Origin of the sequence: Azospirillum lipoferum (assembly GCF_024170005.1) — a bacterium.
Lineage (GTDB): Bacteria > Pseudomonadota > Alphaproteobacteria > Azospirillales > Azospirillaceae > Azospirillum > Azospirillum lipoferum.
The window spans coordinates 285250-307526 of record NZ_JALJXJ010000002.1; the positions used below are offsets into that span (position 1 = coordinate 285250).

The 22277-nt window shown below is 67.4% G+C and carries 15 protein-coding genes; 6 read left to right on the forward strand and 9 right to left on the reverse strand.

Annotated features, from left to right (window positions below; genetic code table 11):
* Positions 1–1392: a class II fumarate hydratase gene (fumC, locus tag J2848_RS05240; RefSeq protein WP_149230140.1), complete on the reverse strand. Its 1392-nt coding sequence runs from the start codon at positions 1390–1392 to the stop codon at positions 1–3.
* 271 nt (positions 1393–1663) lie between these two features.
* Here fumC and J2848_RS05245 point away from each other — a divergent pair, with 271 nt between their 5' ends.
* On the forward strand, positions 1664–1912 hold the full coding sequence (locus tag J2848_RS05245; RefSeq protein ID WP_149230139.1) for a hypothetical protein: 249 nt from the start codon (positions 1664–1666) through the stop codon (positions 1910–1912).
* A gap of 364 nt (positions 1913–2276) precedes the next feature.
* The gene (locus J2848_RS05250; RefSeq protein ID WP_149230138.1) at positions 2277–2492 is read left to right on the forward strand and encodes a hypothetical protein; all 216 of its coding nucleotides are present in this window, start codon (positions 2277–2279) and stop codon (positions 2490–2492) included.
* 12 nt (positions 2493–2504) lie between these two features.
* Here the strand turns inward: J2848_RS05250 and J2848_RS05255 are convergent, their stop codons facing one another.
* Both J2848_RS05255 and J2848_RS05260 read right to left on the reverse strand, forming a co-directional pair.
* The gene (locus tag J2848_RS05255) at positions 2505–3038 is read right to left on the reverse strand and encodes a GNAT family N-acetyltransferase (protein ID WP_149230137.1); all 534 of its coding nucleotides are present in this window, start codon (positions 3036–3038) and stop codon (positions 2505–2507) included.
* A gap of 96 nt (positions 3039–3134) precedes the next feature.
* On the reverse strand, positions 3135–4202 hold the full coding sequence (locus J2848_RS05260; RefSeq protein ID WP_149230136.1) for a CgeB family protein: 1068 nt from the start codon (positions 4200–4202) through the stop codon (positions 3135–3137).
* Positions 4203–4546: 344 nt separating this feature from the next.
* Here J2848_RS05260 and J2848_RS05265 point away from each other — a divergent pair, with 344 nt between their 5' ends.
* Positions 4547–5818 (forward strand): lytic murein transglycosylase, encoded by a 1272-nt coding sequence (locus J2848_RS05265; protein ID WP_149230135.1) that lies wholly within the window; start codon positions 4547–4549, stop codon positions 5816–5818.
* A gap of 30 nt (positions 5819–5848) precedes the next feature.
* Here the strand turns inward: J2848_RS05265 and J2848_RS05270 are convergent, their stop codons facing one another.
* Positions 5849–6400 carry a cation diffusion facilitator family transporter gene (locus tag J2848_RS05270; protein ID WP_246193700.1) on the reverse strand — a complete coding sequence of 184 codons (552 nt, stop codon included), beginning with the start codon at positions 6398–6400 and terminating at the stop codon, positions 5849–5851.
* A 361-nt stretch (positions 6401–6761) separates the two neighbouring features.
* On the opposite strand from J2848_RS05270, the gene J2848_RS05275 reads away from it, so the two are divergent.
* Both J2848_RS05275 and J2848_RS05280 read left to right on the forward strand, forming a co-directional pair.
* Positions 6762–7808, forward strand: coding sequence for a response regulator (locus tag J2848_RS05275; protein ID WP_149230133.1), 1047 nt, complete (start codon positions 6762–6764; stop codon positions 7806–7808).
* 259 nt (positions 7809–8067) lie between these two features.
* Positions 8068–11571 (forward strand): indolepyruvate ferredoxin oxidoreductase family protein, encoded by a 3504-nt coding sequence (locus tag J2848_RS05280; protein WP_149230132.1) that lies wholly within the window; start codon positions 8068–8070, stop codon positions 11569–11571.
* A 36-nt stretch (positions 11572–11607) separates the two neighbouring features.
* Here the strand turns inward: J2848_RS05280 and J2848_RS05285 are convergent, their stop codons facing one another.
* From J2848_RS05285 to J2848_RS05295, 3 genes are all read right to left on the reverse strand, one after another.
* Positions 11608–12855, reverse strand: coding sequence for a hypothetical protein (locus J2848_RS05285; RefSeq protein WP_149230131.1), 1248 nt, complete (start codon positions 12853–12855; stop codon positions 11608–11610).
* Between the two features lie 282 nt (positions 12856–13137).
* Complete coding sequence (locus tag J2848_RS05290) at positions 13138–14661, reverse strand: sensor domain-containing diguanylate cyclase (protein ID WP_149230130.1); 1524 nt, start codon at positions 14659–14661, stop codon at positions 13138–13140.
* A gap of 391 nt (positions 14662–15052) precedes the next feature.
* Positions 15053–17041: a PAS-domain containing protein gene (locus tag J2848_RS05295; protein WP_246193699.1), complete on the reverse strand. Its 1989-nt coding sequence runs from the start codon at positions 17039–17041 to the stop codon at positions 15053–15055.
* A 253-nt stretch (positions 17042–17294) separates the two neighbouring features.
* Between J2848_RS05295 and J2848_RS05300 the strand changes: the two genes are divergently transcribed.
* Positions 17295–17759 (forward strand): hypothetical protein, encoded by a 465-nt coding sequence (locus tag J2848_RS05300; protein WP_246193698.1) that lies wholly within the window; start codon positions 17295–17297, stop codon positions 17757–17759.
* 77 nt (positions 17760–17836) lie between these two features.
* Here the strand turns inward: J2848_RS05300 and J2848_RS05305 are convergent, their stop codons facing one another.
* On the reverse strand, positions 17837–20956 hold the full coding sequence (locus tag J2848_RS05305; protein WP_149230129.1) for an efflux RND transporter permease subunit: 3120 nt from the start codon (positions 20954–20956) through the stop codon (positions 17837–17839).
* Positions 20953–22239, reverse strand: a complete 1287-nt coding sequence (locus tag J2848_RS05310) for an efflux RND transporter periplasmic adaptor subunit (protein ID WP_149230128.1) — start codon at positions 22237–22239, stop codon at positions 20953–20955. The genes J2848_RS05305 and J2848_RS05310 overlap by 4 nt, the downstream gene beginning before the upstream one ends.
* Positions 22240–22277: the final 38 nt, after the last annotated feature.

Below are 22277 nucleotides of genomic sequence, written 5' to 3' on the forward strand. Positions count from 1 at the left end.
TTAGCCGGGACCAACCATCCGTTCGGGGCGAACCCATTGATCGAATTGCTCATCCGTCAGGAGTCCGAGTTCCCGCCCGGCCTCCTTTAGGCTTGTCCCTTCCTTGTGGGCTTTCTTGGCGATCTTCGCCGCATTGTCATAGCCGATGTGGGGGTTGAGCGCCGTAACCAGCATCAGGCTGTCCGACACCAGTTTGGCGATGCGGTCACGGTTGGCCTCGATTCCCACCACGCAATTGTCGGTGAAGCTCATCGCCGCATCGGCCAGCAGGCGGATGGATTGCAGAACGTTGAAGGCGATCACCGGCTTGAACACGTTCAGTTCGAAATGGCCGGTGGCGCCGGCGACGGTCACGGTGGTGTGGTTGCCCATCACCTGGGCACAGACCATCGTCATCGCCTCCGACTGGGTCGGGTTGACCTTGCCGGGCATGATGGAGGAGCCGGGTTCGTTCTCCGGCAGCGACAGCTCGCCGATGCCGGACCGCGGGCCGGAGCCCAAGAGGCGGATGTCGTTGGCGATCTTCATCAGCGACACCGCCAGCGTGTTCAGGTGGCCATGGACGTCGACCAGCGAATCGTGGGTGGCCAGCGCCTCGAACTTGTTCTCCGCGGTGACGAAGGGAAGGCCGGTGAAGGCCGCCACCTCCTCGGCGAAGGCCTCGGCGAAGCCGGGTTTGGCGTTCAGGCCGGTGCCGACCGCGGTGCCGCCCTGGGCCAGCCGGTAGAGCTGCGGCAGCGCGCCCTTGACCCGGCCGATGCCGTAGGAGACCTGGGCGGCATAGCCGGAGAATTCCTGCCCCAGCGTCAGCGGCGTCGCGTCCTGGAGATGGGTGCGGCCGATCTTGACGATGTCCTGGAAAGCGTCGGCCTTGGCGTCCAGCGCGGTGCGCAGATGCTCCAGCGCCGGGATCAGGCTGCGCACAATCTCGTCGGCGGCGGCGATGTGCATGGCTGTGGGGAAGCTGTCGTTCGACGACTGCCCCATGTTGACATGGTCGTTGGGATGGATCGGCGTCTTCGACCCCATGGTGCCGCCCAGCTTTTCGATGGCGCGGTTGGCGATCACCTCGTTGGCGTTCATGTTGGACTGGGTCCCGGAGCCGGTCTGCCAGACCACCAGCGGGAAATGCTCGGCCAGCCGGCCGTCGATCACCTCGTCGGCCGCCTCCATGATGGCGGCGCCGAGTTTCGGATCGAGCACGCCCAGCTTCAGGTTGGCGGCGGCGGCGGCGCGCTTCTGGATGCCCAGGGCGCGCACCAGCGGCACCGGCATGCGTTCGCCGCCGATGCGGAAATTCTGGAGCGAGCGCTGGGTCTGCGCGCCCCAGTAACGGTCGGCCGGAACGTCTATGGGGCCGAAGCTGTCGGTTTCGGTGCGGACACCGCTCATGGTCGGACCTTTCCTGATCGCCGCTTCTGGTCACGGGCGGGCCGGGTTGAAAGCGGCCCCGCCCCGCCTGATCTTTGCGGTGAGGGGCGGAACGGCAAGGGCCGGGGACACGCAGGCCAGGGCTACGGTCCAAGCGGGAGCTTGGGCGACTCGGCGGAAATCCTGGCTCTTCCCTCGAATTTGTTCTTGTTGTGTTCGTATTTCTTCCGTACGCTTTTCCGAACGATCCGCCGCAAGGCCGGCGGTTATCGACAGCGATTGGGGGAACAGAATGGACGATCTGGCACACGACCATGTCCGCGCCTTCATTGCCCGGACGCGCGTTGCGGAGATGAAGAGCCGCGGCTGGCGCGTTCTCGGCCCCGGCGAGGAAGGCTCCCTGCTGATGGAAGGCCCGATGCTGGCCGGCCGCGCGGCGGTCCTGGACGCGCCCATCGGCGGGCTGTTCGATGATCTGATCGCTCGCGCCCTGGAACGCGCCGATGCCCGCGACCGCATCGCCGCCCGCCGCGCCGCCTGACCGACTTTTCCGGGAATAAGCATTTTCAGGGGGTTGCGGTTGCCCAACCGGGTTGGCCGGACTGCACCCTTTGGTAGTCACTCCCTCCAATTCCCTCGGGCGGTCTGAGCAACCGGACATAGCGACGCGCGTTGTCATCATGCATGCTACCCGCCGGGACATCCGACGCTGACGCATTGCCGCAGGTTTCAGGACGCCGCCCTAGGCGTTCGGGGTAACTCTTCGGGGCGATCTTGGGAGACCAGACCATAGATCGGAAGTACCCCTGAAGATACTACCTGCCGCATAGTCTTGTTAGGAAGTCTTTAACTGGCCCGATGGCTTCATGAGCTCATCGGGAATGCTCAGGCCAAGGGAGATTTACATGATCGGCGCCGTCAACTCGAAGAAGATCAATGCGTCATCCGTGGCCCATATCGCGCTTCTCGACCAATTCATCCGGCTGACGCAAGACACCATCGTCGAGCAGGACGATGCCTTCGTTCGCGACAGCCTGGTCGATCTTCTGTCCAACCTGCGCAACGAACGCGCCGACTATGCCGAGATCATTGGCGCGATCGCGCTGAACCGCGCCGTCTGATCCCGTTTCCTGCTACTTCCCGGACGATCCCTCCGCCGGCCCCCCCGCCGGCCCCTCCACTGGAAGTGCCGCAGCCGCCAGTTCCAGCAGGGCGTGTCCGGTCAGGCGATAGGGAAGCCATTCCTTCATCTGGCGGAACCCGACCCGGTCGTAGAATTCACGCGCCGGGTTCCAGTCCAGAACATTCAGATCCACCCGGCGATAGCCGCGCTCCACCGCGCGTTGCGCCACCGCGACCAGCAGCTTGCGGCCGACGCCCCAGCGCCGGGCGTCCGGCGTGACGTAGAGGTCCTCGACATAGAGGCCCGGCCGTCCTTCCCAGGTGGAGAAGTTGCGGAAGGTCAGCGCGAATCCGACTGGCGTGCCGTCCAGCTCCGCAATCAACGCCTCGAACACCGGATGCGGCCCCCAGCCGTCGCGGCGGAAATCCGCCTCGGTCGCCTTGACCGAATCGGCCTCGCGCTCGAACTCCGCCAGTTCGCGGACGAAGCGCAGGATGGTGGTGCAATCCTCCTCGACGGCGGAGCGGATGGTGACGGTCGGCATCGGCGGCAGGCTCCCTCAAAACAAGGCGAAACGAAACGGGGAGCGGACCATAGCCCGCTCCCCGCGATCGCGCATCCCCGTTGAAGTGCGATGCCGTCAGTCGTCGCCGCCGCCCTTCAGGTCGAGGAGGCTGCGCAGTTCCTGCACGCGGCGTTCGGCGCTGTGCTCGGCCAGCACCCGCTTGCGCGCGCGGCGGCCGAGGTCGGTCAGGTGGTTGCGCGGCAGCATCATCGCCGTGGTGACGTCGTCGGTCTGGGCAGCCACCAGAATCTCGCGGCCGGGTTCGAAGAAGCTGTCCAGCCCCTCCCACTGGTCGGCGACGATGGCGGAACCGCAGGCGGCGGCCAGGAACAGGCGGTCGGACGGGCACCAGCCGATCCTGCGCTCGTCGTCGCGGGCCAGCGTCAGCGCAAGGCTGGCCGAGGCCAGCACGTCGGGACGATGCGCCGGATCGAGATCGGGGAAGGTCAGGATGTTGGAGGCACGCGGCACGCCGTCCGGCAGACCGGCGCCGACCAGCACGAAGCGCCGGCGGGTCAGCCGCTGGGCCGGGTCGATGAAGAAGCGGTCCAGCCCCTCGCGGATGCCGTCCGGCCCGCCGACGATGCAGCAGAGGTCGCCGAGATACTCGCGCTTGAAGTCGCCGGGCTTGTCGATCTCCGGCACGATCCAGGGATAGAGCGGCGCCACCGATTCCGCCCCGGCCTTGGCGCGGTAGCGGTCCAGCGCCGGTCCGCCGCAGGACGCCAGCACCATGTCGAAGCCGGCCAACCCGTCGGCCGGCAGATGGTCCACCGCCTCCCCCGCCTCCAGCGCGGTCAGGCTGACCGCGGCTTCGGGATCGTAGAGCACGCGGCGCGGCGTCCTGGACTGGCGGACGAGGTCGGCGGCGGGACGGGCGTCCGGCCCCTGCGCCACCACCAGCGCCACCCCGGCATCGTCGGCCTGGGCGGCGGCCTCCACCGCCACGTCGTCCCAGGCGCCGTAGGACAGCACGTCGCCGCCGGGGATGGTCCAGGGGGTGACGGGACCGGGACCGGCGCGCTCGATCGCGACGACGCGATGGCCGCGGATCGCCAGCCCGTGGATCAGCGCGCGCCAGCGCATGCTGTGCCCGCCATCCTGGCGATACCCATTGGTCAAGCCGAAGATCACGATTTTCATGGCGTCGGCACCCTTGGCGTTCCGTGGCAGGAGGCGGCTTCTTCAACGAAGTGCCTCCAGATCAACGCGATTGAGGAAGGCGGTGTTCCGGCTTCCGCTCCCGTCCCGCCGGCTCCGCCGGGCATGAATTCCGCCGGGGGCGGCGCCGGAGAACGGAGACCCGCCGGACGGGAATTGCGAAAGCGTTGCATTGAAATTTGATATGGACCGGTCCGGCGGCGCTGCAAGCGTATGCCCCCCGCAATAGGGGTTTCCACCCCAGGGCTGCCCATTTGCCGGTTGAGCGGCAGGGCCGGGCGCCTTAGGGTCACGGCCCGGCTTCCCTTCCGATCACGGTCGAGCGCATGCGAGTCCCGTTCCGTCATCCCGCCCGCCTCCTTCTCGCCACCCTGCTGATGGCCGGCTGCCAGAGCACCGGCGCCACCGCCCCGGTTGCCACCGGCGCCGCGGCCCCCGCCGCGTCGGCACCCGTGCAGCCCGTGGCGCAGCAGCCCGCCTCCTTCCCCGAATGGCTGGCGGCGCTGCGTGTCGAGGCGCTGAGCCAGGGCATCCGTCCGCAGACCTTCGACCGCGCCTTTCAGCGGGTGAAGCTGTCCGACCGCGTCGTCGAACTGGATGGCGCCCAGCCCGAGTTCACCCGGCAAGTGTGGCAGTATTTGGACAGCGCCGTGAATGAAAAGCGCGTCCAGGACGGCCGTCAGAAGTTGCAGGAGCATGCGGCGTTGCTTTCCCGCATCACCCGCCGCACCGGCGTGCCGGGAGAGATCCTGGTTGCCTTCTGGGGGGTGGAATCGGACTTCGGCAAGTCGACCGGCAACTTCTCGGTCATCGACGCGCTGACGACGCTGGCCTTCGAGGGCCGCCGCGCCGCCTATTTCCGGTCCGAACTGCTGGCCGCCCTGCGCATCCTCGAGTCCGGCGACATCGCGCCGGAGCGGATGACCGGCTCCTGGGCCGGCGCCATGGGCCAGACCCAGTTCATGCCGACCGTCTTCCTGCGCAACGCGGTGGACGAGGACAATGACGGCCATCGCGACATCTGGGGCAGCATGCCCGACGTGCTGGCCTCCACCGCCAAGTTCGTGCTGGCCAATGGCTGGCGGCCGGGCGAGTCCTGGGGGCAGGAGGTGCAGCTGCCCGACGGCTTCCCCTATGACCAGGCCGAGCTGAGCATCACCAAGCCGCTGTCGGAATGGCGCCGGCTGGGCGTGCGTCCGCTGGATGGCGGCGATCTGGGCGGAGAGGGGACGGCCTCGATCCTGGTGCTGGCTGGACATCGCGGGCCGGCCTTCCTGGTGCGCGACAATTTCCGCGCGATCATGCGCTACAATCCGTCGACCAGCTATTCGCTGGCCGTCGCCATGCTGGCCGACCGCATGACCGGCAAGCCCGGCGTCCGCGGCAGCTGGCCGCGCGAGGAACAGGCGCTGAGCAAGGACGAGCGCGTCGACCTGCAACAGCGGCTGGCGGCGCTGGGGCTGGAGCCGGGTGCGGCCGACGGCATCGTCGGGGCGAACACCCGCAACGCCGTGCGGCGCTTCCAGGCGTCGGTCGGGGAGATCCCGGACGGCTTCGCCACCAAGGCGCTGCTGGAGCGGTTGCGCCAGCGGTCGTGAGGTTGAGGGTGGAGGCGGTCAGGGCGTTTCTTAATTCCTGACCCTCTGCCCCCCTACACCGCCGCGCAGCAGTCCCCAGGCCGCCGGCAGCAGAAAGGCCGCCACCCCGGCCCCGGCCAGCGCATCGGGCGCGCCGTCGAGCAGAAGCCAGCTCGCGCCCAGACCGACCAGACCGGCGCCGAGCGGCAGCACGTCCTTGCGGGAACACAGCCAGATCGCCCGCAGGGTGAGCGTGCCGCGGCGGCCGGCGAACAGCAGGGTCGCGGTCGCCACCGTCACGCCGACCGCCAGCAGCAGGGCGAGGCTGGCGAGCGGCACGTCGGGGATCGCCATGACGGCGATGCTGCGCCCCGCCGTCACCACCAGCGCCAGCGCGGCGGCAGCCAGCGCCGCCCCTTGCAGCATCGACAGGCGCGCGTGCCAGTCCGGCCGACGGCCGAGCCCGACCAGCGTCACCGCATGGCCGGCGGCGTGGTTCAGCATCAGCAGGGCCGCAGCCCACAGGGTGACCGCCTGCGTCGCGTTGGCGGTGGCGAGCAGCAGGGCGCCGAGCAGCCCGTTCACCACCATCGCCATCCGCATGGTGTGATTGAGATCACCCGACCCGCCGGAGAGACGGGATGACCCGCCGCCACAGGATCCGCCACCGCAACCGCCACCCATCGCACCACCCCTTCCCATCGATTAGGGGAAGATCATAGGAGGGACGGGCTGGGGCGTCCATCACCATCAGAGTTTTCTGATATGTGTAAATCCCACCTCTGGCGTATCGAAAGAGGTGGCGGGACGGGCGGGCTACCCTTTCGAACGGCGGCACGGATAACCCGGCCCACCCAACGGTGCATGGGCTGTCTCAATGGGCGCTTACCCGTCCCCTTCCATGAAAAGCGGGCCGTCGAGGCGGATATCGGGACAGACACAGTCGCATCATCGGAACCACTCCATGACGAAGCGCCCCGCCTCCCCCATCAAGATCCTGATTGTCGACGACAATCCGCTGTTGCAGCGGGCGTTGAAGGACATGCTGGGACTGTGGGGGGTCGGCCAGATCACCGCGGTCGGCAGCGGGCAGGAGGCCAAGGACGCGCTGCGGCGCGAGGTCTTCGACCTGATGGTGACCGACTGGGTGATGGAGCCGGTGGGCGGCGCGCAGCTGATCCAGTGGATCCGCCAGTCGCCGGGCAGCCTGCGGCCGACCATGCCGATCATCGTGCTGACCGCCAACGCCGATCTCGCCACCGTGCGCAGCGCCTGGGATGCCGGCGCCGATTCCGTGCTGGCCAAGCCGGTGCCGGCCGCCACGCTCGCCCGCCGCATCGACGCGGTGCTGAACCGCCGCGACGGCACCGTCCGGACCGGCGGTGCGGAAACCCGCGGCGACTCCACGCGTCCAGCCGATCAGCCGGCCAATCGCCCGGCCGATCCCGGCAGCGCCTCCGCCGCTGCCTTACCCTCCCCCCGATCGGCGGCGCCGCGTCCGGCGATCGGCAATGCGGCACAACTGCCCCCTCCCGTTCCGCCGACCGTTGCCCAGACCTCCGCCATGCCGCCCGACCGCAGCGCCGCCGCCATGCGCAGCGAGGATCCGAAACGGGTGCGGCTGCTGCTGGCGCTCGACAAGCTGGAGGCGGCGATCGACCGGCCGGACCCGATCGGCAGCCGGCTGCGCCATGCCCTGTCCGACTTGCAGATCGCCACCGCCGGCGATTCCGCCGCAACGTCCATCGCCGCGTCGCTGTCCACCTGCGTCACCTGGGTGGAGCCGGACATCGAAGGCTATGTCGATGCGCTCCAGGCCCATGCCGCCGCCCTGCGCTGGCTGGCGGGATCGGATGGCAGCACCCAGTCGATGGCAGTGGCGCTGTGCCTGATCCGCACGCTGCGCGCCAGCGTCCGCACGCTGGCTGCCCGCGGGCACAGCGATTTCGGCAGCTGGCCGGAGGGCGGCGGCCCGACCCCTCCGGGCAAGTCCCCCCTGACGGGACGCTGAGTCCGCCCCCATATCGTCTGGAGACGGTCTGGGCGAGAGGGGAGCGGAGAGGGAATTTCCGCAAGGCAGGGCATTCCATACGCTCCGTTACGGAAGACCGGCGGTTGCCGCGCCGTTCCTTGCTTTTTGCAGGACGGACGGCAGCAGCCGTTGCGATATAAGACAGCCTTCATTACCTTTTTGCCCAGCGAACAAATCGGTTCCCCAGCACTCCGTACCGGAGCTTGCCAGGCTGCCGATCGATGGGAGGGAATGAAGAATGGCGCTCGCAACTGTCTCGCTCGAAGACAAGTACGCGCTCGAACAGGGCCGTGTTTACCTGACCGGCACCCAGGCGCTGGTGCGCCTGCCGATGATGCAGCGCCAGCGCGACCTCGCCGCCGGGCTGAACACCGGCTGCTTCATTTCCGGCTATCGCGGCTCGCCGCTGGGAGGCTTCGACCAGAATTTGTGGAACGCCCGCAAGTTCCTGGAAAAGAACCATATCCGGTTCCAGCCCGGCGTGAACGAGGAGCTGGGCGCCACCGCCGTCTGGGGCAGCCAGCAGGTCGGCATGTTCAAGGGCGCCAAATATGACGGCGTCTTCGCCATGTGGTACGGCAAGGGTCCCGGCGTCGACCGTTCCGGCGACGTGTTCAAGCACGCCAATGCGGCGGGTACGTCGAAGCATGGCGGCGTGCTGGTGCTGACCGGCGACGACCACAACTGCAAATCCTCCACCTTCCCGCACCAGTCCGAACACGCCTACATGCATGCGATGATCCCGGTGCTGAACCCGTCGGGGGTGCAGGAGATCCTGGATTACGGCCTGATCGGCTGGCAGATGAGCCGCTATTCCGGCTGCTGGATCGCCATGAAGACGATCGCGGAGACGGTGGACACCTCGGCGTCGGTCTATATCGACCCGCACCGCGTGGCGCCGGTCATCCCCACCGACTTCGCGCTGCCGCCGGGCGGCCTGAACATCCGCTGGCCCGACCCGCCGCTGGAGCAGGAATACCGGCTGATGAAGCACAAGCTGTACGCCGCCCTGGCGTTCGCGCGTGCCAACAAGCTGGACAAGGTGGTGATGGAAAGCCCGCGTCCACGCTTCGGCATCGTCACCACCGGCAAGAGCTATCTCGACGTCCGTCAGGCCTTCGACGAGCTGGGCATCAGCGAGGAGATGGCCGCCGACTGGGGCATCACCGTCTACAAGGTCGGCATGCCCTGGCCGCTGGAGCGCGATGGCGTCCGCCACTTCGCCGAGGGGCTGGAAGAGATCGTCGTGGTCGAGGAGAAGCGCGCGGTCATCGAGAACCAGCTGAAGGAACAGCTCTACAACTGGAACCCCGACGTCCGCCCGAAGGTGGTCGGCAAGTTCGACGAGCAGGGCGAGTGGATCCTGCCGAGCGCCGGCGAGTTGACCCCGGCGCAGATCGCCGTGGTGATCGGCCGCCGCCTGCAACGCTTCATCGAGAACGAGAACCTCGCCCGCCGCATCGCCTTCCTCGATGCGCAGGAGAAGCAGAAGGCCCATGTGGCGCGTGTGGTGCGCAAGCCGACCTTCTGTTCCGGCTGCCCGCACAACACCTCCACCGTCGTGCCGGAGGGAAGCCGGGCGCTGGGCGGCATCGGCTGCCATTACATGGCGACGTGGCTCGACCGTTCGACCGACACCTTCACCCAGATGGGCGGCGAAGGCGTGCCGTGGGTCGGTCAGGCCGCCTTCACCGACGAGAAGCACATCTTCGCCAACCTGGGCGACGGCACCTATTTCCATTCCGGCATCCTGGCGATCCGGCAGGCCATCGCCGCCAAGGTGAACATCACCTACAAGATCCTGTTCAACGACGCGGTCGCCATGACCGGCGGCCAGCCCTTCGACGGCTCGCTGACCGTGCAGTCGATCGCCCATGTCCTGCGGGCGGAGGGCGTGCAGCGCATCACCGTCGTCAGCGACGAGCCGGAGAAGTACGGCATCGGCAACGGCCTGCCGCAATTCACCACCGTCGAGCATCGCGACGATCTGGACCGCGTGCAGAAGGAGATGCGCGAGGTCCCCGGCGTCAGCGTCCTGATCTATGACCAGACCTGCGCCACCGAAAAGCGCCGCCGCCGCAAGCGCGGCAAGATGGTCGATCCGGCCAAGCGCGTGGTCATCAACGAGCTGGTCTGCGAGGGCTGCGGTGACTGCTCGGCCAAGTCGTCCTGCGTGTCGGTGATCCCGCAGGAGACCGAGTTCGGCCGCAAGCGCCAGATCGACCAGTCCAGCTGCAACAAGGATTATTCCTGCACCAAGGGCTTCTGCCCCAGCTTCGTGACGGTGGAAGGCGGCCAGCTGCGCAAGCCGAAGCCGGCCGCCGCGAAGGCCGCCGACGCCACCGCCCTGCCCGCACCCGTCGTCCCGGCCTTCGACAAGACCTGGAGCCTGTATGTCACCGGCGTCGGCGGCACCGGCGTCGTCACCATCGGCGCGCTGCTGGGCATGGCCGCCCATATCGAGGGCAAGGGTGTCGGCGTGCTCGACATGACCGGGCTGGCGCAGAAGGGTGGTGCCGTCACCAGCCACATCCGCATCGCCAACACGCCGGAGGACATCCACTCCGTCCGCATCGCCGCCGGCGGGGCCGACGCGGTGCTGGGTTGCGACCTGATCGTCGCGGCGGCGGGCGACGGCCTGTCGAAGATGACTGCCGGCCGCACCCGCGCCGTCATCAACACCCATGACAGCATCACCGCCGACTTCATCAAGAAGCCGGACATGGTGATCCCGGTCCGCGACCTCGTGGGCGACATCAAGAAGGCCTGCGGCGGCGAGGCGAATGTCGATGCCTTCGACGCGACCAAGCTCGCCACCGCGCTCCTGGGCGACAGCCTGTACGCCAACCCGTTCCTGATGGGCTACGCCTGGCAGAAGGGTTTGATCCCGCTGAGCGAGGAGTCGATCCTGAAGGCCATCGAGCTGAACGGCGTGTCGGTCAAGCTGAACCTCGACGCCTTCCAGTGGGGCCGCCGCGCCGCCGTCGATCTGGCTGCCGTCGAAGCCGCCGCGAAGCCGCAGGAGCCGGTGCAGGCCGCGCCGTCGCTGCTGCTCGACCAGCGCCGCCAATCCGGCAGCCTGGACGAGGTGATCGAGCGCCGCCGCCGCTTCCTGGTCGATTACCAGGACGCCGCCTATGCCGCCCGCTACCACGCGCTGGTCGACTGGACCCGCCGGACGGAGCAGCAGAAGGTCCCCGGCTCCACCGCGCTGACCGAGGCGGTCGCCCGCGCCCACTTCAAGCTGATGGCCTACAAGGACGAATACGAGGTGGCGCGGCTCTACACCGACAGCGGCTTCGTCGAGAATGTCCAGCGCATGTTCGAAGGCGACTGGAAGCTGACCTTCCACATGGCCCCGCCGGTGATGGGCGAGGCCGGGGAGGACGGCGGCGAACCGAAGAAGAAGAGCTTCGGTCCGTGGATGCTGCCGGTGCTGCGCCTGCTGGCCAAGGGCAAGCGCCTGCGCGGCACCCGGCTCGACCCGTTCGGCCGCACCGCCGAGCGCCGCCAGGAACGCCAGCTGATCGCCGACTATGAGGCGGTGGTGGGCGAACTGCTGAACGGCCTGACGGCCGAGCGTCTGGAACTGGCGGTGGAGATCGCCAAGCTGCCGATGGAGATGCGCGGCTACGGCCCGGTGAAGGCCCGCAACGTGTCGGTGGCGAAGGCGAAGGAAGCCAAGCTGCTGGAGGCGTTCCGCGCCCCGGTCGCTGCCCCGCAGCCGCTGGCGGCGGAGTGAGGGGTTGAGGTTGAGGCGACGTGGACCTGCCGGCCGTCATGGCGGCGGCTGGCAGGCGGGGGCGGCGGCAGGGAGCCGGTTCAGCGCCGCGACCGCCGGCCAGAACTGGCTGCGGCGAAGCACGCAATCGGTGAGTTCCGACCAGTAGCCGTCCCGTGCCGTCTGGCCGCCGGCCCAGGCCTCCGCCAGAAAGGCCCGCGCTTCGTTCCAGTGGCCGCCATAGATGAGCGTGAGCACGCCCGTGGTCGTCGAACCCGGCACCTGTTCGTCGATAACCGCATGGCCGGCGCGCCGCTCCGCCTCGATGGCTGCCAGCATCCGCCGATGCTCCTCGCGGGCACGGCCCGCCTCGGCGGTCCTCTGCTCCGCCGGGGCGAGCGGGGCGGCCATCAGCGCCGGGTCGGCCCGGTAGCGGGCCTGCACGGGATCGTAGCCGAGGACCACCCGCGGGGCGAAGGAGTCCGCGAAGCTGCTCCGCCAATAGGCGAAGCTGAAATCCTGGACGGTGATGATGGCGGGGTGGCCGTCGGCACGGGTCACCCTGACCTCGTCACCGTCGCGCAGGGCGATCGTCGGCATGACGGCGAATGCCGGTCCCAGCACCAGGACCGTCAGATCGAAACAGCAATGGGCACCGCCGCTGAAGCCGCTGACGACCAGGGCCGGCGCGCCCAGCCCCAGGACATCCCGGCCCACTTCGAACGGCACCCGCCCTGCCTCCCAGTCGGCGACATCCTCGAAGAAGCCCCGCGGGTTGACGTCGAGATGCTGCTGGTCGAGTGAATGGAGCCACGTCCCTCCGCGCAGCACGATCAGGACATCCCGTTCAAGATCCTCACGGCGAACCTGCCGCAGGACCAGCCGGTAGGGCCCGACATCCCAGAGGCGATCCGCCCTCTCCCCGCCGCCGTACTCCCCCTGCCCCACCAGCGCGATCTCCTGAAGAACGGCGGTGCGGGTTTCCAGGCCATCCTCCACGCAGGCGGTGGAATCGCCAATGGCGGCTTCGGCGATGGCCTCGGTCGTCGGCCTTCCACGGAGCGGCAGTTTGCAGACGGCCGCCAGCTGCTCGATCCACTGGTCCTGCGCGGCGGCCAGATTGCGCCGTCCCGTCTCGTCCAAAGCCTTCAGGGCGGCATGCCACATCCGCGCCTGTGCATCGCCGAGCCCCCGCAGCCTCGCGTCGGAATCGGTGGAAGCGGGGGTGGCGGCAGTCCCCGGCAAGGCCGCGACGGCAACGCAGAATGCCAAAGCCCAGCTTCGCAACGGAATCAGCCTGAACATCGGTCTTGCCCTGGATTGCGAGGAATGGAATCGCTGGACACGGGTTCAATGGATGCGCGTTGAAGCTGATTCTATCCTTCCTCACGACCACGCCGCACCGGTTTCAGGGACCCATGGCGCAAACAAGGCATTCTGCGAAGGGAGCTGATCGCGGGATGAGGGACGAAATTTGGAGTCTGTCTGGTGCTTCAATAAGCACCAGACAGACTCCAAGATTTTGATTTTCCGTGCGATTCACGCTTCAGACGATTCCGTCCGAACCGATCGCACTCCGATGCCCGGTCACATCCGCAGGCCGCATTCCTCGCCATGGACCGTCCGGTTGCGGCCGCTGCCCTTGGCGCTGTAGAGCGCCTTGTCGGCCCGGTTCAGAATGTCGCTGACCGACGTGTGGCGTTCGTCCAGGCAGGCGATGCCGATGCTGATCGTCACGGTCGCCGAACGGCCGGCATCGAGATCGATCAGGGTCTCCGCAACCGCCTGCCGCAGGCTTTCCGCGACAGTGAACGCACCGCCTCCATCGGTTTCCGGCAGGACGATGGCGAACTCCTCGCCGCCGATGCGGGCAAAGGTATCGGTTTCCCGCAAACGCTTGCGGATCACGCGGGTGACGCCGATCAGCACGGCGTCGCCGGCCGTGTGGCCATGGGTGTCGTTGACCACTTTGAAATGGTCGATATCCAGGACGACGATGCTCAGGTCGCGCCCATAGCGGCGGTGGCGGACAAGTTCGCTCTCCGCCACCGCAATGAACCGCCGGCGATTCGGGATCCGGCACAATGGATCGGTTTCGGCCAGAACGACCAGTTCCTCCTCCCGCCGCTTCAATGCGCGATGGGCATCCGCCAATTCCTCGTGGGCAGCCTTGAGTTCGGCGTTCATCGCCTTGACGGTCACATATTCGCGGAAGACCGTCCTGATCGCGATGCGGGTCGCCAGCGCGGCAAGCGTCAGCAGGACCGTTCCGCCCACGCCGATCAGGTAGCCCAGCAGGGCCGCGGATCTGGAACGGGCAAATGCCGCCTCCTGATCCACCATGGCCACGACCAGCAGGTCATACGGCCGCAATTTCTGATAGCCGCCAATCCGCTGGACGCCGTCGATGTAGCTGGTCACCTCGAATACCCCGGAGTCGGGAGCATGCGGGTCCATGTATGGCCGGGGCTCGACAACCTTGCCGAGATACTGCTCGTCGTAGCTTCCGCCGAGCACCCGGGACAGCAACGTCCGATCCTGCCGCAGAAGCGCGATCACGTCCCTTCCGGCCAGGGAAACCGACTCCGAGAAGCGCCCAAGGTGATAGGGATCGATCGACAGAACGATCACCCCGTCGAACTCGCCCCGGTCGTTGAAGATCTTGCGGGTGAACTGGATCGACCATTTCTGCGACACGCGGCCGAGCAGGGGCTTGCTGATGAACAGGAAATCGCCTTCCCGTTCCCGGTGGACACGGAAATGCTCCCGATCGGAAAGATCGATCCCATCGGTGACCCTTTGCAGGTTCGAGAAGGCAAGGCGACCGTCGCGGCCGATTACCGCCACCTGGAACAGAAGATCCGGGCTGAGTACAGAAAATAATTCCTGCGACCTTGAATTAAGACCTCCCAGTTCCTTCGCATACTCGTTCCTCAATAATTGTGCGGCTTGATCGATCTGACGAATCGTTCTTAGAAGATATTCGTGATAAGCCTTTGCCATCATCTGAGCATTGGTTTCAGCAACCTGCCGGTCCAGATCGCGATAGGTGCTGATGTTATGGAAGACAAAGGTCCAAAGCACCATGGTGGAGACGATGAACGTCGCCATGAGGGCGCCAATCCAAGCATTCCGATGACGACGGCCTCTCTGCACGGCTTTCAAATCCCCAAAATTCACCAGAGATTCGGAGAAAGACTGTTAAACAATAGGACTATGGATAATCAAGGTGAGTCCATTGCCATATGAAAGATCGCAATGCATCAGTGTCATGATGCACGTATTGTTTTCAAAACGTGTAATTTTCTCTCATATCTTTATATGAAAAAATGCATTCGTCAGATTGTTTAGAATCTCACTCAAGGAAAATAAGTTTCTATGCTTTGCAATATCGTATCAAAATTTGCCGGGCTGGCGGGATGACCGGCGGGAATTCCGTCAATCCCGCAAGACGCAGCCGGGAGAAGCGCAATCGAAGGATGCTTCGCCCGGCCGGCAGCCGTCATACGTCGAGGCGTACCGGGAAGCGCAGCAGGAACCGCGTGCCCCTTCCCTCACCATCCTCCAGCGCGATGCTGCCCCGCATGGTGCCGGTCATGATGTTGGCGCAGATGCTGAGCCCCAGCCCGCTGGCGCCCAGGCCGCGCTTCGTCGTGAAGAAGGGTTCGAAGATGCGGGGGCGGATGTCGGCGGGGACACCCTTGCCGTCGTCGGCATAATGCATCTCGATCCAGCCGGCCGGCTCCTCGCGGGCGGACAGCAGGATGCGGCCGGCCTCGCCCTCGTCGAACGCATGGACCAGGGCGTTGATGATCAGGTTCGACAGCACCTGCGCGAAGGAACCGGGATAGCCGTCGACGATCAGGCCGGCGGGGATGTCCAGCTCCACCGTCACCCGGGTGCCGCGCAGGCGGGGGCGCAGGCTCAGCAGAATCTCGTCGACATAGGCGGCGAGGTCGAAGGGGCGGCGCTCGCCGCTCGCCTGGTCGGAGGCGACCTGCTTGAAGCTCTGGATCAGGCTGGTGGCGCGCTCGACGTTCGACAGGATCATCCGCGTCGATTCCCAGGCGACGTCGAGGAATTCCTGGAAATCGCTGCGGCGGATACGGTTCTCCTCGAACAGGGTGCGGATGCGGCCGACCACCTCGCCCAGATGGGAGATCGCGGTCAGGGTGACGCCGATCGGGGTGTTCACCTCATGGGCGACGCCGGCGACCAGCTGGGCCAGCGAGGCCAGCTTCTCCGCCTGGATCAGGCTGGCCTGGGCGTCGCGCAGCTCGGCCTCCGCCCGCTTTCGCGCGGTGATGTCCAACGCCACGGTGACGATGTGGGTGACCTCGCCGCCCTCGTCGGTCAGCGGCATCTTGGTGGTCAGCCAGTCGCGGATCGCGCCATCGCCATCGGGGGCGCGGTCCTCGTGGAAGGGCACGCCCTGGCCGCTGTCCACCACCAGCCGGTCCAGCGCCGTGGCACGGTCGGTCGCGGGACCGGGCGGCGGGGCGGCGGCGGGGCCGTAGGTGTCGCGGTAGAAGCGGTTGGTCAGCCGCACCGTGCCGTCGCGGTCCTTCACGTCGATCAGCGCCGGGATGGCGTCGATCACCCCGGTCAGGATCTCGCGGCTCTGGCGCAGCGCCTCGTCGGCGATGACGCGGTCGGTGATGTCGGTGAAGGTCCGCACCTGTCCGCCGTCCGGCAGCGGCACCACCCGCACCTCGATGAAGCGGCCGTCGCCCTGGGGGCGGGCATAGACGAACTCGCGCTCCGGCCGGCCGATGCGGTCCATCAGATAGAGGGTCTTGGCGTCCAGATCGCCGCCGAAATCGGGCGCTCCGACCGGCAAATCCACCAGCCCGGTGGCGATCTGGTGACGCACCACGTCATACAGCGCCGGGTTGCCGCGCATCACCTCCTCCGACACGCCCAGGATGTCCAGCGCGTTGCTGTTCCAGGCGATGTAGTGCAGGTCGCGGTCGAGCAGGACGATGCCCTGCCCCATATTCTCCAGCGTCAGGCGCAGCATGTGGCGCTGGATCGCAAGGTCGTCCTCCGCCCGCCGGCGCTCGGTCACGTCGGAGTAGGTGCGGACGAAGCCGCCGGCGGAGGTCAGACTGGTCCGCACCTCCAGCACGCGGCCGTTGGGGCGGCGGTGTTCATAGAGCGGCGGGTCGGCCCGGCGCGCCCGGTCCAGATGGCGGCTGGCGACGGCGTCAGGATCGCCGGGGCCGTATTCGCCGCGGCGGGCGAGATACTGGATGATCTGGCCATAATCGGCGCCGGGCATGAAGCCCTGCGGCACGTCGAACATCTCGTAGAGCCGGCGGTTGATCACGCGGACCGTAAGGTTGGCATCGACCAGCATCACGCCCTGGTCCATCTGCTCCAGCGCCAGCACCGCCAGATCGTCGCCGGTCAGGGGCTCCGGTCCGGGCGCGTCGACCGGAGGGAGACGGTTCGTCGGCAGGTCGGGGATCCGGGCTGGCAAGGTCGGCACGCCATCCATCGTTAAGCGGGCATCGTCACGCGTGTCCGCAATCGAACGCCCCACTGTAACAGCCGCAACCCATCCTGCCGAGCTTTCGTCTGCGCCACGGAGTCGCAAGATCGCAACATTTGTGGGATATTTTAAATATTTCGGAACCTTTGCCGCATACCCTGTTTCGAAGCGTGGGAGGTTGGTGCAAGATCGTCCGATGAGCGATACTGTGCCTTCCTTCCTCCCCTGGCTGTTCTGAGGTAACCGCCCCTTGTCCGGACTGGCCGCCCTTCCCGCACCGACCAGCGCGATGCCCAGTTCGGGCCTTGCGAAGCTGCGTCAGATGCTGGCGAGCGATGCCGCGGCGGTCCAGCCGATCCGCCGCGTCCCCGGCGAGGACGAGCGCAAGCGCGGCAAGGACGGCACCGAGGCGACCGGCGACGCCCTGCAAGGCAGCGGGCGCGCCGATGCCGAGTCGACGGCGACGCGGGCGAAATCGGCGGCGGGATCGGCCGGCGGATTCACGATCGGCGGTGCGGGTGAGGATGCCGGGCCGGTCATTGGCGGCCCGGTGCCGCTGACAGCATTGCCCAACGCCGGCTATGTCGCACAGAGCATCCATCAGGAAGCCATGGGCAGCGGCCTGACCATCGAACCCTGGTCGGAGGCGATCGACGCCTACCGCCGCGCCGACGCCGGAGTGAACACGCCGCTGGTCACGCAGATCGCGGTGTGAAGTGCCCTTTCCCTAATTCCCCCTCTCCCCGGGGGGGAAGGGGATAGGCTCGGGTACGGTGAGGGGCATAACGCCGCTCAATCGTCGCCGCCGGCCGGCATCGGGCCGTGGGGAATGTCCGCCTTGCGGCTGCGGAACAGGTTGCCCATGAGGTGGCCGAAATCCTCCATGTAGAGGTAGAGCGACGGCGTGATGTAGAGCGTCAGCACCTGCGACACGCACAGGCCGCCGACCACCGCGAGGCCCAGCGGCTGGCGCAGTTCCGCCGCGGCACCATGGGCGATGGCGATGGGCAGGGTGCCCATGATCGCCGCCATGGTGGTCATGATGATCGGGCGGAAGCGCAGCAGGCAGGCCTGCTCGATGGCGTCGCGCGCCGACATGCCGTTGCGCCGGGCATCCACCGCGAAGTCGATCATCATGATCGCGTTCTTCTTCACGATGCCGATCAGCATCAGGATGCCGATGATGGCGATGACGCTGAGTTCGGTGTCGAACAGCATCAGCGTGGCCAGCGCGCCGATGGCCGCCGACGGCAGGCCGGACAGGATGGTCAGCGGGTGGATGAAGCTCTCATACAGCACGCCCAGCACGATGTAGATCACCAGCACCGCCGCGGAGAGCAGCAGGGCCTGACCGGCCTGGGCGTCCTGGAACACCTGGGCGGTGCCGGCAAAGCCGGTGGTGATGGTGGGCGGCAGGCCCATCTCCCGCTCCGACGCGCGGATCAGGTCGACCGCCTGCCCCAGCGAGGCGCCGGGCGCCAGGTTGAAGGACAGGGTGACGGCCGGAAGCTGGCCCTGGTGGTTGACCGCCAGCGGGCCGGCGGTGCGTTCCACCCGCGCGAAGGCGTCGAGCGGCACCAGCTTGCCCGTCGTGGTGGAGCGGACATAGATGCGCGACAGCGAAGCGTCGTCGCCCTGGTATTTCGGCTCCAGCTCGATCAGCACCTGATAGTCGTTGCTGGGGGTGTAGATGGTCGAGACCTGCCGCTGGCCGAAGGCGCTGTAGAGGGTCGAGCGCACCTGATCGACACCGAGGCCCAGCGTCGCCGCCTTTTCGCGGTCGATGTGGACATAGGCCTGCGGGTTGTTCAGCTGAAGGTCGCTGGTCACGTCCTGAAGGATGGGCATGCCGCGCAGGGTCTGCTCCAGCCGGCCGGACCACTGGTACAGCTCGTCCAGGTCGAGGCCCTGGATGGTGTACTGGTAGAGGCTCTTGGACGCACGGCCGCCGATGCGCAGGTTCTGCACCGGCTGCATGTAGACCGCCATGCCGGGAATGCCGTTCACCTGCCGGCGGAGCTGCTGGATGATCTCCGTCGCCGACGCACGCTGGTCGCGCGGCTTCAGGGTGATGAACATGCGGCCCTGGTTGCCGGTGCTGCCGCCGACGCCGACGGAGGAGATGACGTCCACCACCGCCGGGTTGGCCTTCATGATGGCGGCGACCTGCTGCTGCCGCTCGGCCATCGACGGGAAGGCGATGTCGGCCCGCGCCTCCGTCGTCACCTGGATCTGGCCGATATCCTCGGTCGGGAAGAAGCCCTTGGGGATCGCCTGATAGAACAGCGCGGTGCCGATGACGGTGGCGATCATCACCAGCCCCATCAGCGGCCGGTGACGCAGGGTCCAGCGCAGGGTGCGGGCATAGCCGTTCAGCAATGCTGAGAAGCCACCCTCCAGCATGCGGCCGAACCAGCCCTCCTTCTGGTCGTGGTTGTGGGTGAGGAAGCGCGAGCACATCATCGGCGTCAGCGTCAGCGACACGAAGGCCGACGCACCGATCGACATGGTGACGACCAGGGCGAATTCGTGGAACAGCCGCCCGACCACACCGCCCATCAGCAGGATCGGGATGAAGACCGCGACCAGCGACAGGGTGATCGACAGGATGGTGAAGCCGATCTCGCGGGCGCCCTTGATGGCGGCCTCGAACGGCTTCATCCCCTCTTCGACATAGCGGACGATGTTCTCCATCATCACGATGGCGTCGTCCACCACGAGGCCGACCGCCAGGGTCAGCGCCATCAGCGAGATGTTGTCGACCGAAAAGCCCAGCAGATGCATGCCGCCGGCCGTCGCGATCAGCGAGATCGGCACGGCCAGCGCCGGGATCAGCGTGGCGGACAGCCGGCGCAGGAACAGGAAGATCACCATCACGACCAGAACGATGGTCAGGCCCAGGGTGAACTGCACGTCCTCCACCGCCTGACGGATCGATTCCGAGCGGTCGTTGACGACCTGGATGGCGGCGGCGGCCGGAAGCTGGGTCTGGAACACCGGGACCAGCTCGCGGACGCGGTCGACCACCTCCACCGTGTTGGCGTCGGGCTGGCGCTGCACCGCCAGCATGATGCTGCGGGTGCCGTTCAGCCAGCTGGCGGTGCGATCGTTCTCGACGCTGTCCAACACCTGCGCAACGTCGCCGAGACGCACCGGCGCGCTGTTGCGGTAGGCGACGATCAGCTGGCGGAAGGCGGCGGCGTCGGGAAGCTGCGGGTTGGCGGCGATCACCAGCTGCTGCTGCTGGCCGGTCAGGGTGCCGACCGGCGTGTTGGCGTTGGCGGCGGCCAGCGCCTTCTGGAGTTCGTCGATGCCGATGCCGCGCAGCGCCAGGGCGTTGGGGTTGACCTGCACCCGCACGGCGTATTTCTGCGAGCCGTAGATCTGCACCTGGGCGACGCCCGGCAGGGTGGCGACCTTCGGCTGGATCAGCGTTTCGGCGATGTCGTTCAGCTGCGCCAGCGGCAGGGTCGGCGAATTCAGCGACAGGAACAGGATCGGCTGGTCGGCCGGGTTGACCTTGCGGTAGCTGGGCGGGGTCGTCATCTCCGCCGGCAGCCGGCGCTGGGTGCGGGCGATGGCCGCCTGCACGTCGGCCGCCGCCGCGTCGATGTCGCGTTCCAGCACGAACTGGATGGTGATGCTGGTGTTGCCGAGCGTGCTGTTCGACGTGATGGTGTCGATGCCGGCGATGGTCGAGAACTCGCGCTCCAGCGGGCTGGCGACCGAGGCCGCCATCGTCTCCGGCGAAGCCCCCGGCAGGGTGGCGGTGACGCTGACCACCGGGAAATCCACCCGCGGCAGCGCCGCGGTGGGCAGCTGGCGGTAGGCCGCCAGACCGCTCAGCACCAGGGCCGCCGTCAGGAGAATGGTCATCACCGGACGGCGGATGCAGAGTTCGGAGAGGTTCACGTGGCACCCCCGGTGCTCTTGCCCTGGGTTATGGTGCTGCGGGCCGCGGCGTCCTGGGTGGCGGACCCCTGCTGGCGTCCCCCCTCGGCCGTCTCGCCGCCGCTGGTGGGAGCCGCGGGCTTGCCGCCGGCCTTCTCGGTGATCTTGGCGCCGGGGAACAGGCGCGACTGGCCGTCGACCACCACCCGCTCCCCCGCCTTCAGGCCGGAGGCGACGACACTGAGCCCGCCATGGCTGCGTTCCACGGTGACCGGGCGGACCTCCACCGTCTCGTCGGCCTTGACGACATAGACGAAGCGGCCCTTCTGGCCGGTCTGCACCGCCAGATCGGGAATGGTCAGGGCGTTCTGCTCGACCCGCAGGGTCAGGACGGTGTCGACGAACTGGCCCGGCCACAGCCGGGTGTCGGCGTTCGGGAATTCGCCCTTCACCAGGATGGTGCCGGTCTGCTGGTCGACCTGGCTGTCGACGAAGGACAGCTTGCCTTCGGCCTTTTCGCCCCCCGGATTTTGGCCATGGCCGCCGGCGATGCTGGCGGTCACCGGCAGCGAGCCGTTGGCCATGGCGGCGCGGATCGCCGGCAGATGCTTTTCCGGAACGTTGAAGGAGACGTTGATCGGGCGCAGCTGGGTCAGGGTGACCAGCGGGTTGGCATCGGCGGCGCGGACCATGGCACCGACCTTGGCGTTCACCGCACCGGTGCGGCCGTCCATCGGCGCGGTGATGCGGGTGAAGCTGAGCGAGACCTTCGCCGCCTCGATCGCCGCGAGGTCGGCCTTCACCGTGCCCTCCAGCGCGTCGGCGGTGGCGACGGCGGCGTCGTAGGTGGTGCGCGAGATGGCGCTGGTCCGCACCAGCTCGGCATAGCGCTTCACGTCGCCCTTGGCCTTTTCCAGGTTGGCGCGGTCGCGCTCCAGATTGGCCTGGGCCTGACGCAGCTGGGCGTCGAGCGAGCGGCTGTCGAGGGTGAACAGCGTGTCGCCGGTCTTCACCTCCTGCCCTTCGGTGAAGGCCACCGTTTCGACCGCGCTGTCGACACGCGGCTTGATGGCGATGGCGGCAATGGGCTGGACGCTGCCGATGGTGACGATCTGTTCCGGCACCGCCTGCGTCGCCACCGTCTGGGTCACCACTGGAACCGTGCGGCCAGCGCCGGCCGGCGCCTTCGGGGCGTCCGCCGCTGCCGTCTTGCTGCCCGCCCCGTCCTTGTGCGTCGCATACCAATAGTACCCGCCGCCGCCGATCAGGGCGGCAACCAGCAGGACCCAGAAAAACCGTCTCATCCTATGGGACTCCAAACGCCGGAGCCAGGGGCCGGCAC